The sequence below is a fragment of the Marinobacter lutaoensis genome, from assembly GCF_001981305.1.
GTDB classification, from domain to species: Bacteria; Pseudomonadota; Gammaproteobacteria; order Pseudomonadales; family Oleiphilaceae; genus Marinobacter; species Marinobacter lutaoensis.
Window position 1 is genome coordinate 127,154 of sequence record NZ_MSCW01000001.1, and the last position, 13,722, is coordinate 140,875.

The 13,722-nt window shown below is 63.4% G+C and carries 11 protein-coding genes; 1 reads left to right on the top strand and 10 read right to left on the bottom strand.

The window, feature by feature from the left end:
- The first annotated feature begins 267 nt into the window (after positions 1-267).
- Positions 268-2,964 (top strand): LuxR C-terminal-related transcriptional regulator, encoded by a 2,697-nt coding sequence (locus tag BTO32_RS00580; RefSeq protein ID WP_076722504.1) that lies wholly within the window; start codon positions 268-270, stop codon positions 2,962-2,964.
- On the opposite strand, the gene BTO32_RS00585 is transcribed toward BTO32_RS00580, so the two are convergent.
- The 10 genes from BTO32_RS00585 to BTO32_RS00630 form a co-directional block, all read right to left on the bottom strand.
- On the bottom strand, positions 2,961-3,866 hold the full coding sequence (locus tag BTO32_RS00585; protein ID WP_076722505.1) for an acyltransferase: 906 nt from the start codon (positions 3,864-3,866) through the stop codon (positions 2,961-2,963). The genes BTO32_RS00580 and BTO32_RS00585 overlap by 4 nt on opposite strands.
- A gap of 35 nt (positions 3,867-3,901) precedes the next feature.
- Complete coding sequence (locus BTO32_RS00590; RefSeq protein WP_076722506.1) at positions 3,902-4,825, bottom strand: glucosaminidase domain-containing protein; 924 nt, start codon at positions 4,823-4,825, stop codon at positions 3,902-3,904.
- 80 nt (positions 4,826-4,905) lie between these two features.
- The gene (locus BTO32_RS00595; protein ID WP_076722507.1) at positions 4,906-7,077 is read right to left on the bottom strand and encodes a hypothetical protein; all 2,172 of its coding nucleotides are present in this window, start codon (positions 7,075-7,077) and stop codon (positions 4,906-4,908) included.
- A gap of 121 nt (positions 7,078-7,198) precedes the next feature.
- Positions 7,199-7,759, bottom strand: coding sequence for a YfaZ family outer membrane protein (locus BTO32_RS00600; protein ID WP_076722508.1), 561 nt, complete (start codon positions 7,757-7,759; stop codon positions 7,199-7,201).
- Positions 7,756-7,953 carry a DNA gyrase inhibitor YacG gene (gene yacG, locus BTO32_RS00605; RefSeq protein ID WP_076722509.1) on the bottom strand — a complete coding sequence of 66 codons (198 nt, stop codon included), beginning with the start codon at positions 7,951-7,953 and terminating at the stop codon, positions 7,756-7,758. Before yacG ends, BTO32_RS00600 begins: the two co-directional genes overlap by 4 nt.
- A gap of 69 nt (positions 7,954-8,022) precedes the next feature.
- On the bottom strand, positions 8,023-10,260 hold the full coding sequence (locus tag BTO32_RS00610) for a response regulator (protein ID WP_425435214.1): 2,238 nt from the start codon (positions 10,258-10,260) through the stop codon (positions 8,023-8,025).
- 156 nt (positions 10,261-10,416) lie between these two features.
- The gene (gene tsaA, locus BTO32_RS00615) at positions 10,417-11,160 is read right to left on the bottom strand and encodes a tRNA (N6-threonylcarbamoyladenosine(37)-N6)-methyltransferase TrmO (RefSeq protein ID WP_076722511.1); all 744 of its coding nucleotides are present in this window, start codon (positions 11,158-11,160) and stop codon (positions 10,417-10,419) included.
- A 4-nt stretch (positions 11,161-11,164) separates the two neighbouring features.
- Positions 11,165-12,277, bottom strand: coding sequence for a hypothetical protein (locus BTO32_RS00620; RefSeq protein ID WP_425435203.1), 1,113 nt, complete (start codon positions 12,275-12,277; stop codon positions 11,165-11,167).
- A complete protein-coding gene (gene coaE, locus BTO32_RS00625) occupies positions 12,240-12,839 on the bottom strand; it encodes a dephospho-CoA kinase (RefSeq protein WP_076722513.1) in 600 nt (199 codons plus the stop codon). The genes BTO32_RS00620 and coaE overlap by 38 nt, the downstream gene beginning before the upstream one ends.
- Before the next feature lie 3 nt (positions 12,840-12,842).
- A complete protein-coding gene (locus BTO32_RS00630; RefSeq protein ID WP_076722514.1) occupies positions 12,843-13,718 on the bottom strand; it encodes a prepilin peptidase in 876 nt (291 codons plus the stop codon).
- Positions 13,719-13,722: the final 4 nt, after the last annotated feature.

Genomic DNA, 13,722 nt, shown 5'->3' on the forward strand with positions numbered 1-13,722 from the left:
CAAACCCCCACCACAACGGCGGGGGTTTGTCGTATTTGGGGCCGCTTTTCAGAGGTTGCCCGTGCTTATTCTGGGCCTGACGGCAAAGGCAGTGCTAAAAAACCGCCATCCAATCGTGTGCTAATACGTCAAAATTTTGCAGCCTCGCCCCCACTTGGTTTAACCTTCCTCTCATACTAAAGGCGTACCCGATGCAGGTCGCCGTATGGAAATCATTGGAGCCTTCCAATCCTGGTCCAGTAGCCGGACGGTTCGGACCGCTTTGTCATGGGGCAGTGCGTGAAACCATTCAATGAAGGCCGGGCCGCCAACGACGAATTCCAGTCTGCCAACAACGGTCTCCAGCGGGGCGAGCTGGTCCGGGATCTGCTGAAGCAGCGGATGCAGGTGCCGGATTTGCCGGCCGATGCGTTGGCGCGCCCGGCGCTGAATCAGCGTATTCTGGGCGCGCTTTCCCCCCGCCGTGCACTCCTTGTCGAGGCCCCCTGTGGCTATGGCAAATCCCATGCGGTCCTCAGTGCCCTGAGCACGGTGCCCGGTGCCGCCTGCTGGTTGTCTCTGACACCGCAGGAGAATGCACCGGCCCGGCTTCTGACGCTGCTGTCGCTGGCCCTGGATACCCCCGGGATCCTCGACAGTGCCCTGCAAGGGGGGGCGGGCTTTGCCGATGCCCTGGCGATGATGCTGGTGTCGGTGGGCCGGAACGCCGCGTTTGAACAGCGGGTTCTGGTGCTGGACAATCTGGATCACCTGAGCAATCCCGCCGCCGCCGAGCTGGTATCCCAACTGGTACGCAATCTGCCGGAGTCTCTGACGCTCGTCCTGATTTCCCGCTGCGGTCTGCCGTTTGAAACCCACGGGCTGGAACTGGAAGGGCGCTTTACTCGTCTGGGGCCGGAGGCGTTGGAGCTGTCCCGGGTTGAGACGTTCCGCTTTTTCGAGGGCCTGCTGGCGGCGAACCGGCTGACCAGTGTCGCAGTGGACAAGCTGTATGATTTGACCGAGGGCTGGATTACGCCGCTTGCACTCTATCGCCGGGAACTGGAGCAGACGCTGGAGCGAAAGCCGATTCAGGAAAGCGGCAGTGTCGAGCGGTTCCTGCATGATTCGGTTCTGGCCCACGTGGCCGGCGGTCCGATGCGTTCCCTCAGGGCCATCGCTGAGCTGGAGACCTGTTCCGATGAGCTGTTTCTGGCCCTGGAACCGGCGCTGCCAGAGACGCCGTGCCTGCTGCCGTCCCAGGCGCAGGAGCGGGGGCTGCCCATCCGCTCCATGCCGGGCCGGGGCCGTTGGTATCGGCTGAACCCTTTGTTGCAGGAATGGTTGCGGGCGTCCCGGATGCCCGGTTACGAAGCCCGGATGCGGCTGGCGAGCCAGTGGTTCGGTCAGCGATACCAGTTCCCGGAGGCGTTGCGTTACGCGTTGCTGGCCGGTGATGACGAGGAAGTGATTCGGATTGCCTCGGAGGGATCGGAAGCCCTGCTGCTGGGGCAGGACACGGCGTCTTTGTTGCGGATGCGCAGGAGTCTGCCGGCGGAGCTCCTTGAGCGCAGCCCGAGGCTGCGCATTGTGTATGGCTGGGTGCACGCGATTGGTGGCCAGTTTGGTCAGGCACGGGCGTTGATTGACGATCTATCGCCGGCGGACCTTGAAGCTCATGACTGTCGGATCGCGGCTCTCCAGTCCTTTATCCTGAGAGGCGAGGGCAAGGTGGCGGAGGCTCTGGCCATGGCGGACCGGGCCCTGGCCGATGGTGAGCTGTCTACCCAGGGGCAGCTGGTGGTGCAAATGGTGCGCTCCAGTGCTCTGTGCGCCGCCGGACGGTTCCAAGAAGCCCGTGAAGCCAATCGGGCCGCGTCGCGGCTGGCCAGGGAAGCGGGGGATTCCGGTTCCGAGGCGCTGGCGGTGTATGCCCACGCCCGCATCGAGCTGGGCAAGGGGGCGCTCCGACATGCCGAGCAGCTGTTGCGTACCGGGCTGGATACGGCCATGCAGGAGCTGGCACGTCCGGCTCGGGTGGGGGAAACCCGGCTCCAGCTCAATCTGGTGCTGGTGTTATGGCACCAGGGGCGACTGGCGGAGGCGGATCGCCTGCTGGCCCTGTGCGCACGTCATGCGGAACAGGCCCGGGATCTGGGATTGCTGCTGGCGATGGCGCTCCGGGTGCTGATGTGCCGCGCCGAACACCGCCTTGAGGACGCCTTTGTCTGGATCGGCCGGGCCGAGCGCACCATGCACGCCTGGCAGGTGGACGAGTCCCTTTATGTGCCCGTGCTCGAAGCCCTGAAGGCCAGCTGCTGGCTGGCCCAGGGGCGGGTGGACAGTGCGCTGCAGGCGCTTCGGCGGCTGCAGCCCTATCGGGACGCCGGGTGCGTGCCGGAGCTGTTTCCCATGATGCCGGGGCTGCTGGACTGTCTGCAGGTCCGGGTGGACATGGCCCGGGGGGACTTGGTACGTGCCCGGGAGACCCTCCAGCGCATTCGGGAACGCTATGAATCCACGATTCCCTGGGGCGTCGACCTGCATGTGCGGCTGCTGGATGCCGTACTGTGTCATCGGGAAAAAGGCGGAGCGACGGCGCGCCGGTTGCTGTGCGACCTCATTGCCGAGGCGGCCTCGGAACACTACATCAGCCCGTTCGCCGAGCTGCGGGGGGAGCTGCAGGAGCTGATGGAGCGAAGCCTGGTTCAGGTACCGGAGAGCGGTTTCCGGCAGGATCTGGCCCAGCTGTTCGGGGTTCCGCTTGCCGGAGGGCATGGGGAGACCCTGCCGGAGCCGATCAGCGAGCGTGAGCAGGGGGTGCTGGAACTCATCGCTCAGGGGCTTTCGAATCAGGAGATTGCGGATAAGCTCCACATTTCCTTGCATACCGTGAAAACCCACGCTCGCCGGATCAACGCCAAGCTCGAGGTGCGTTCCCGGACCCAGGCGATTGTCCGGGCCCGCGAACTGGGGCTGCTTTAGGCCTCTGCGGATTCGTGTTTCAGGGCCTCGATCCGGGCATCCTTTTCGGCCCAAAGCTCGCCGACCCAACGCTGGAAGTCCGCCCGCATCTCCCGATTGTTCTCGTAATCCATGCCCAGGAATCGCTCGGGAATCTCCAGGGTACGCACGTCGATGATGATGCGGCGGATACGGCCACAGAGATAGTCCCAGAACCCGAAGCGACCGTCGGGGTAGACGATGGTGATGTCGAGCATGGTGTGAAGGATATCCCCCATGGTACCCAGCACAAAGGCGGTGCCGCCAGCTCTCGGCTTGAGCAGATGTTTGTAGGGGGCGTTCTGGCGCTGGTGTTTTTCCGGGGTGAAGCGGGTCCCCTCCATGAAGTTGAGGATGGCCACCGGCGTGTAGCGGAATTTTTCACATGCGGCCTTGGTCGCGGCAATGTCCTTGCCCTTCAGTTCCGGCCGCTTGGCAATCTGTTCCTTGGTGTGCCGGTGCATGAACGGAAAATCCAGCGCCCACCAGGCCAGCCCCAGCAGTGGTACCCAGATCAGCTCCTTTTTCAGGAAGAACTTGAGCAGGGGAATGCGGCGGTTCATGACGTACTGAATGGCGGGTATGTCGGCCCAGCTCTGGTGGTTGCAGGTCACAAAGTACCAGTGGTCTCGGCCCAGCTGGTCCACGCCCCGGACATCCCACTCCACCTGGTGAAGCAGGTCCACCAGGAGGTTGTTGAAACCGATCCAGGCGCGGGCGACACCGTTGAGCGCGACGGTGCAGGCCTTGCGCACGGCGGTTACCGGAATGATCAGCTTGATCAGGGCGAAAACCGTCAGCACGGGGTAAAGCACCAGGGTATTCAACAGGATCATCAGGGCCGCCAGGGTTCCCTTGAGCGGCGCGGGCAGGAAATCAAGCATTCCGTCGTGTCTCTGGATGAATCGTGTATGGTTGGTCAGCCTTCGGCGGGCCCATTCTCGTCGATGGTGGGGCCCGGTAGCAACCCGGCTTCCTGGGGTGTCGAGGCCAGTTGCAGCAAAGCCTCGGGGTTCCGCCCCTGCACCATGGTCCGGAAAGCGTCGTCGTAGAACTCGAGGTTGTTGTAGTGAATCATGGCGCGGATTTCCTCTACGTATGCTTCACCACGCTCCGAGTAACCCAACAGGCCTTCTGCCATTTCCAGGCCGGACAAGGGGGTTTGTTCGGCGCGGTCCTTGAGCCGGATCTCCCGCAGGGCCTGGTAGGTGGGGTGGCGGTTGAGGTTTTCGATGTAGGCGCGGATCGAGCGATACGGCGAGGCAAACTTGGCGACCTCATGGCGGGCACCCTCGACACGGCTTTGCGGTACCAAACCACAGCCCCGGGTAAAACACCACTGGCCAAACAGGTTGTTGCCATGCCTGGCGAAACGGGATGTCCCCCAGGCGGATTCGTTGGCGGCTTGGGCCATCACCAGCGAGGGCGGGATCACATCCAGGCGTTTCTTGAGCAGTTCGAACTGCTGGCGGCTGCCCGTGACGGCCTTGATCCGGAGCCGCTGCGCCTGCTGGTCCAGCCAGTGCTTTTCCTGGGGGGTCAGCGAGGCCTTCTTTTCCAGGCTCAGGAGGTAGTTGCGTTCCAGCAGGATGCGGGAGTTGGCCAGAACGATCCGGGGGTAGAGAAACGCGAAGAACGCGGCTTTTTTCTCGGTGGTGTCAACATAGCCGGAAAAATCCGGCAGCGGTGTCGCAGCCCAGGCGGGCAGGGGAGGCAGTTCCTTGAGAAAGACTTCCGACCCGGAGTCGGCGGCCTGATCCCGCGGTGGCAGATACAGGCTCCCGGCCACGGTGAATACGACCAGGGGAACAAGCAACAACAAAGCCCGGCTGGCGGCAGACATAACACCTCTCGCGAGAATGGATATGACTGGGATTATAACAGGTTATACAGGGATGCCCGCGGCCCCGGCCGGCAGCGGGTTCAGGGCTGCCGGGTGGCCAGCAGCAGGCCGAGGCTTTCGGTATCGTCGCTGTCGGCCTGGCGCAGGAACAGCTGGTTGCGGTCCGTACTGAAAAAACCGTCCAGATGGAGGGTGCCGTTGCTCAGCGACACGCGGCCGTTGCCGTTGTCGGTGTAGCTCAAGGCCAGGTTGAACGGCTGGCTGTCGGGTTGTTCCAGTGTCTGGTCACTGACCCTGTGCGTGACCGACAGCCATTCACCCGTGATGGACGCGCGGCTGCCTGAGTCGATCACCAGCTCCAGGTCTGCGAAATGGCGTAGGCGGTTAACCCCGTCCGCCATGCCCAGAGTGACTCCCTGAAGCCGGAAACGGCCACTGGTCGGGGCCGGAGTATCGGCTGTTCTGGCTGCGATAAGCAGGCCGTCTCCCAGGGGGCTGTCGTCGAGGTTGAAGGCGAGCAGGGTGCCGTCTGGCGTGCTGGCACCAATGCCGATGTCGGGTTGTGCCTCGTTGCCGGATGGCTGGTCCTGATCGAGGTTCAGCCGGCCGATGTCCTGATTGCCACTGCTCAGGATGGCGGTTCTGGAGCTGACCCGCCACTGTTGGGTGTCGGTGCCCGGCTGCCGCGACACCGCCCCGGACGTATCCCGTGTCAGGTAATTGAGCGCCAGGTTCTGGGCCACCCCGCCGTCGTCATCTATCGACCAAGTGCCGAGCCCGGCTGCCAGGGTGATCGGCGTCGACTGGGTCTGGTCGAAACGGCCACTCAGAAGCAGGACGTTGTAGTCCTTGCCATGCAGCACCTCGGGATCGAACGTTGCGCCGGTCGGCGGCCGTGACAGGTCGAGCTCCAAGGCCGAGACGTAATGATTCTCCAGCAGGGTGCCGCGCTTCAGCTGATCGCCCTGGGCACTGAGTTCCAGTGCCTTGCCGGCACTGAAATAGCCGGCCAGGACCCGGTCCGGACCCGCCGTGGTGTTGATGGGGGAGCGGGTGTAGGCATCCAGATAGTAGGGGTTGCGGGTCCAGCCGATGATCCGGGAGCTGCCGCGACCGGTAACGCTCTGGTACAGGCTCCGGCCGGCCAGCAGACGGGTTCCTTCCGCGAGCGTCGCGGCGCCGGGCGCGGTGGCGTGGGTGTTGCGTTGCCACTGATCGGATCCACGCACGAAGAAGTCGTTGCCGGCGGTCTGCAGGATCACTTCCCGGTCATAGGGGATGTCGCTGGCAAGGGAGGTCACCTGAATGCCAAAGGCATCGAAGCTGGCCAGGGTCAGGGCCGGGTAGACGTAGGCGAGGCCGGTGTCGTCCTGAAGCCGCTCCTCCTGGGCCGTCCGGATGCCCCAGAATCCGGCGCCCTGAATGCTGGGCTCAGCGAAACTCTGGCCCAGCTCGATGCCCAGAAACACAGCGTTGTAGTCGGCGGAGCTGGCCTGGAGCTGGCCGGACGAGGTGTTTTCCAGCAGGGCATAACCGGCCATGGCCTGGGCGTAACGGGTAAAATCGGCCCGGCTGCGCAGCAGGGCCAACGCTTCCGTCAGGCCGGCGTTGTCCGGAATGTCGATCTCGAAGTCGTGAATCTGGTCGGACAGTGTGGGCCACACATACCGGTTCAGGCAGAGTTCATCGTCCGCGCAGTCGAGGATGGCTTGCCATTCGCCCGGGGTGTAGCTGCCGAGGATGTCCCGCACCAGGTATTCGGAGAAGGGGTTGATCTTGATGTCCCGGTCCGAATCCGAGGCGAGCGCCCGTAGCCGGGTGTTGCCGTAGCTGGCTTCGATCACGATGTCGGGGGCCAGGGGCTGACCGCCCTCGAAGGTAATGATGGTGTAGCCCTCGGCGTCGGTCCGGGTGGAGACGCCGTCCACGCCGCCAAGGTTCTGCAACGATGGATCGGTGCGGTAGATGGCGATGCGTTCCGGCTGCACGATCCGTAGATTGCGCCGAGTGGCCTCACCGTCGGGGGCGAGGGCGGTGGGGAGCTCCAGGGTGATCCGGACTTCGTTGCTTGCCAGCCCCGAAGTGTTGCTGGAATCGCCGGTGCTGCCGGAGCTGAAATCATCGACGGGATTCTTGACCCCGGCAAAGTGGTTGGGCTGATTTCGGGCGCCCTCGATGGCATCCTCACCGCTGCCACAGCCACTGACCAGGGCCAGGAAAAGGGGCAGGGCAAAGGCAAGTCTTGTTGTCATGCTGTCCTTGCCGTCTGTAGGTATCGGTGACGGCCAGTCTAGCAGGGGCAGGCGGGACAAAAGAGTGAGGGGATGCACGAAACCGGCACCCGGAACTGGCCGGGTGCCGACAGGGTGGGGATCAGAAGAAGATTTTGATCCCGGCGAGCACGCCTTCGTCCAGGTCGACGTCGCCCCGGTGGGGCGCGTCCAGGTCGGTGTTCAGATAGCGGTAGCCGGCAAACACCTCGGCGTTCCGGATGACCCGGTAGCTGCCACGAAGTTCCAGGCTGGTCATGTCGTCGGAGTCGCCGAACGACAGAATGCGCGGGGCGTAATGCAGGTCACCGGTGAAGGACAGGCCCGGTACCGTGGGGATGTTGACGGTGCCGTAGCCGCCAATGCCGATCGCGCCGCCGTCGAGGTCGTCGTCATCCCAGGCCAGACCCCGCACCCCGATACCGGCGGTGGTGGGCAGGTTGCCGAGCGCAGTACGTCCCTGGGCATGGAAGTCCAGGTTGGTGATGTGACGACTGCCCTCGTGGTAGGTGTAGCCCGCGCCAAGCTGGATGTCGTTGTTGGTTTCAAAGAAATTGACCTGGCCCTTGACGGAATCGTTGGTCAGGCTCAGGTCCAGATCGCTCGCCCAGGCCGGTGCGGCGGCCAGGCTCAGAACCATCAGGGAGATACGGGTGACTTTCATTCTTCTACCTTCTTGGTTTCGGTTGGTTGATAGGCGTCAGACAAAGCGTCTTCCTCTTCGGATGGCACCCGGTATTCCTCGTTGGCCCAGGCGCCCAGATCGATCAGCTGACAGCGCTCGGAACAAAACGGGCGGTACCGGTTTTCTTCAGACCATTTTACGGCCTGCTTGCATGTCGGGCATTGCACAATCATGGCGATTTTGTCAGGTTTCCGGCGATCGGGATGTGGCGGGCCCCTGACGCTGTTGCCGGATGGGGCGGATCAGGTGGCCGCGGATGTGCAGCAGTATTGTTCCAGCACTGCCCGCAGCATTTCAATATTGACAGGCTTGGCGACAAAAGAATCCATGCCGGCGTGCCGGCACCGTTCCTCGTCCTCCTCCATGGCGCTGGCGGTCAGGGCGACCACCGGTACCCTGGGGCGTTGGTGCTCCTGCTCCCATTGGCGCAGGCGGCGGGTGGCTTCATAGCCGTCCACCCGGGGCATCACGCAGTCCATGAACACCAGGTCGAAGGGATGCCAGGGCCACAGGGCGGCGGCGGCCTCGCCGTCGTTGGCGGTCATCACGTCGCATCCCAGCTTTTCCAGAAGGCGGCGGGTGAGGGTGCGGTTCACCGGGTTGTCTTCCACCAGCAGCACCCGCATCCGGCCACAGGGCAGCTCCCGTTGCCGGCTGGTGTCGGTACTGGTCTGCAGCGAGAAGCGGGTCAGGAACCGGCGTTCCTGATGGGCGGCATCCACGAACAGCTGGTTGAGCACGGCCATCAGATAGGATTCGCGCAGGGACTTGCTGAGGAACGCATCGGCGCCGGCCTGGCGGTAATGCTCGGCATCGCCCCGCTGGGGATTGGAGGACAGGATCAACAGCCGCATGTCGCTCCACTCGGGATTACTGCGGATCTGCCGGCACAGGAGATCGCTGTCCATGTCCGGCACGAAGCCGTCGAGAATGATGGCGTCGAACGGAAGCTGGTTGTCAAAGGCCAGACGCAGCGAGGTGAGGGCTTCGCCCGCGGACCGGACGGCCTCGATGTGGACCTCGTGCCGGGACAGCATCTCAAGCGTGATCTTGCGGGAGAGCTCGTAGGAATCGACCACCAGGATGCGTTTATTGCGCACCATCCGGGTGTCGGGACGAACCCGGGTGGCATTCTCCGGCGCAATGGGCAAGGTCAGCTCCACCCAGAAGGTAGAACCCTGGCCAGGGCGGCTTTCGACGTCCAGGGTGCCATCCATCAGGTTGACCAGTTGTCGGCAGATCGTCAGACCCAGGCCGGCACCGGGCAGCTGGCGTTGGAAGTGCTGACCCAGCTGCATGTAGGGCTCATACACCAGTGGTAGGTCTTCCGGGTTGATGCCGACGCCGGTGTCTTCCACCGCCAGGCGGATTCTCGCGCTGTCATTTCGCCGCCCCAGCACTTCCACACTGATCAGCACATGCCCCGAGTCGGTGAATTTGATGGCGTTGGAGACCAGGTTGACCAGAACCTGGCGCACCCGCACCGGATCACCCATCAGCGCCCAGGGCAGGTTCTCGTCGATGCGCAGCTCCAGAGGCAGGTTCTTTTCCCGGGCCCGGCCGCCCAGCAGGTGTACCAGATCATTCAGAAGCTCGCGCAGGTCGAAGGGCAGATTTTCCAGAACCAGCTTGCCGGCCTCCATACTGGAAATATCGAGCAGGTCGTTGATGATGGCGGAGAGGCTTTCGGAGGCGTTCAGCAGGGTGTTGACGTATTCCCGCTGTTCCTGGTCCAGGGGGGTGTCGGTCAGCAGGTTGGCGTAGCCGAGGACGGACTGTAGGGGAATCCGCAACTCGTGGCTGACGTTGGCGAGAAACTGGTTTTTGGCGTGATTGGCCCGGATTGCCTCGTCCCGTTCTCCCTGTGACTGGATCGTGGTCTGCCGCAGGGAACGGGTGTCCTCCAGGATCTGGAGGCGCATTTTGTTCAGAGCCTGCTCCAGCTCCGACAACTCATCCGGCTTTTTTGGCGGTTTGCGCCTCAGCTTTAGCGGCTCGACCAGAGCGTCCAGGTTGAGCTTGGCGGCGTAGTCCGCCATCGCTTCCAGGTGCCTCGACAGGGTGAACCGGACGATCAGCAGAAGCCCCAGGGTCCCCAGCATGACCAGAAGCGACACCACCAGCAGAATCATCAGGGCGCGTGCCTTCAGCTCTTTGTACAGCTGTTCCATGGAGGAGACGATGGTCAGCTGGCCAACTTGCTCCGGCGCCTGGAAACTGGAGCGGTCGAAGACCAGCGGAAACGTCCGGGCAATCACCCGGCCCTCGGGGTAGGCGCCGGTACTGAACACCTCTCCGGTTGAGGTGGTGACCTGGGCATACTGGATGGAAGGGAAGGTGCGCATGGCATCCAGGCTGTTGGCGACCTCGCTGAAATTCATCAGCCACAGATTGTTGCTCATGGTGCCGGCCACCAGCCCGGCGACTTTGCCTTGGGCGCTGACCAGGTCGCTTTTGTGGCGCTCGAATTCGCCGATCATCTGAACGCCGGTCGCCACCAGGGAAAGCACCAGGCCGAACAGCAGCACATACACCAGCAGCCTGGTCGCCAGTGGCCGTACACCCAATCGCTTTAGAATCTGGTCAGAAGACAAGGTACGACTTCCCTGTGTCGTTTAGAAAATCACCAGAGCAGTTTAACAGACCGTCAGCACTTCGACACGTCTGCCCTGTTCATCCCCGAGGAAACGAAAGCGGACGTTCAGATCGTAGAGGTGGGTGCCGTAAATTCGCGTTTCGTCCCGGCCGCGCCGGAACGACGGGCGCGGGTCGTAACCGACCACATCTTCGATCAGTGCCCGGAGATCGGGATAGTCTTCGGCCGGCAGCGTCGCCAGCTGTCGTTCCGCCTCCGGGTGGAACACCACGTCCAGGCGGTCGGTCGGCGCCGTGTCGGCCCAGCCCAGACTGGCCTCCGGAACGCAGTCGGCAAAGGGCAGGTAGGGTTTGATGTCAAAGATCGGAGTGCCGTCGATCAAGTCGTGGTCCCGGATGTTCAGTACCAGCTGGCCACGTTTCCTGACCAGTCCCTCGTTTCTGACGACCGACAGTCCCAGGCTGTTGGGACGAAACGGGGAGCGGCTTGCGAATACCCCCATCTTGCGGTTGCCGCCCAGCCGGGGCGGGCGAACCACCGGGCGCCACTCGTCCCGGATGGCTTGGTGAAACTGGAACACCAGCCAGACGTGGCTGGCGGTTTCGAGCCCACGAAACGCGTCTTCCCGGTCGAACGGGGGCTGAATGATCAGTTCTGCATGGGCGTGCCGGGTCAACCCCGGTTGCCGGGGCACGCCGAACTTGTCCCGGAAGCAGGAGCGGGTCACGGCGATGGGGGTCAGTGTTGGGGCCTGATCGGCGGGTTTTGCTGGGTGTCTGGGCATGGGCCTATGGCGTCTCAACGGTTCCGGCGAAAAACATCTCAATGCGAAAAACGACCGAGCCCTGGTCGGAAAAGCTCTCGCTTCTGGGAAAACTCAGGGCGGGAATCAGCTCTGCATACAGCCAGTCGCTGTGCAGGCGGTACCGCCAAGTCAGGTCTGCGAAAGCGGAGCTGGTTCGCCAATTGGGCTGGCTCTCGCCCAGGATCCCGATCCGGGGAATCAGGGTCGAGCGGTTGTTCAGTGCCTTACGCAGGCTGAAAATCTGGGCGGCAACGAATTTCCGGTCCGGGTGGACCCATTCCAGTTCCGATGACGACTGGAACTGCCAGCCGCCGGCCAACGACCGGCCGCCCCCGAACCACGTCCGCGCCCCCCAGCCCGTCTGGTGATAGTAGTAGAAACGCTGCTGCCACCCGAGTGTCCACAGTCCGTGCCATTGCCAACGGTTGCTGGCGGTGGCGCGCCAGAACGCATCGGGGGGCAGTCGCAGCCGACCGCCGAGGTCGCTGGACAGGTTGATGGCATCGCCGATCCGGGTCAAGTAGCGCAGCGCACCCGTGGCTTCGGCATCGGTCCGTTCCGGCTCGGTCAGCTGGCGATCCCGTTGCCGCTCCTCCAGGGGAATCAGCTCCTCGCTCTCGCTTTCGATCACCAGGCGGAGCTTGCGGCGGGTGGTGGGAATGTCGAGGCGAAAACGCATTTCCGGCTCGAATCGGGCCAGCTTGCTGTATTCCGATTCAGTGGCAAAACCGAGGCGCAGATAGCTTTCGTTGTCCGGCAAGGCCTGACTTGAGCCGGACAGAGTACGGTCGGCCCAGGCTCCCAGGGATTGTACGCGTGCCCCCTGGACTCGCTCCTGCCGAAGGACCCAGTTGCTGAACGACAGCCAGTATGAATCCCTTGGCTCACGCCAGTATTCCTCGGGGGAAAAGGTAAAGAACCGAGACGGCAGCGTGTCGGGAGACAGCATCTCGGGAATGGACCGTGCCAGCGATGGGCTGTCGGGCGCGGCGATGGTGATGGCCGGGAGCGCAAGGAGCAGGCGCGTGGTCCAGCGAAGAAGCCGGGAGCAATACCGTTCAGCCAAAGTCCACCAGGAACCTTTGATGCCAATCACGAACTTGACGCTCCACATCCTCCAGTGGCCGGCTGTTGTCAATGACCACGTCCGCCCGTGCCAGTCGCTGCGCCCGGGGCATCTGGGCGTCGATGATGCGCTGGACCTGCTCCCGGGTGTTGTTGTCCCGCGCCATGGTCCGCTGGAGCTGGACCTCGACCGGCACATCCACCACGATCACCCGTCTCACCAGCTCATGCTGGTCCGTTTCCAGCAGCAGGGGCGAAACCAGCAGAACGTAGGGCCGGGCATCGTCGCTGAGGGTGAGCTGGCGCACCAGCTCCGCGCGGATGATGGGATGCAGCAGGGATTCCAGCCACGCCCGCTGCTCCGGGTCAGCGAAAACGATCTGGCGCAATCTGGCCCGGTCCAGCGTGCCTTCCGGAGTGAGAACATCCCGGCCAAAATGCCCGGCAATCGCCTGCAGGGCCGGGGTTCCGGGCTCGACCACCTGACGCGCCACGTCATCCGCGTCGACCCAGTGAACACCCTGTTTACCGAACAGCCGGGCGACGGTGGATTTGCCGGAACCAATGCCGCCGGTCAGACCGAGGACTGCCATGGCCTACAGCCCCAGATAGCGGAGCCAGGCCTGCTGGATAGCCGGCCCGAACCAGAGGCACAGCAAGCCGGCGGCAGCCAGGTAGGGACCAAAGGGAATGGGCACTTCCCGGCCGTGCTGGCGGAACACCATCAGGCCGATACCCACCACCGCGCCCACCATGGACGACAGCAGGATCACCGCCGGCAGCTGCTGCCAGCCCAGCCAGGCGCCCAGAGCCGCCAGCAGTTTGAAATCGCCGTGCCCCATGCCTTCCTTTCCGGTCACCAGCTTGAACAGCCAGTAAATCGACCAGAGGGACAGGTAGCCGGCCACGGCGCCCCAGAAGGCACTGTCAAAATCGGTCAGCACCCCAAAATGATTGAGCACCAGCCCCAGCCACATGAGGGGAAGCGTCAGGGAGTCCGGCAGCAACTGGGTGTCGAAGTCGATGACCGTCAGGGCGATCAGCGTCCACACCAGAAGCAACGCCCACAGCGCCGCCGGCGACGGGCCCAGCAAGGCCACGGTCAGGACCGAGAGCACCGCCGTGGTCAGCTCGATCAGTGGGTAGCGTGGGGAAATCCGCGCCTGGCAGGCGGCACACGTGCCCCGGAGAAAGAGATAGCTGACAACCGGAATATTCTCCCAGGCCCGGATGCGATGACCGCAGGACGGGCAGGTGGACGCCGGCTTCGCCAGGGAGATCCGGGGTTCCTTGCTCCGTTGCTGTTCCGGGATGTCGAGAAACGCCTCGCACTGGCAACGCCAGTCCTGATGCATCATCCGGGGCAGGCGCAGAATGAGCACATTGAGGAAGCTACCGATGCAGAGGGAGAACACCGTGACAGCAACATACAGCAGCCACGGATGGGCCATGAGTTCATCAAAACTGGGCATGGGG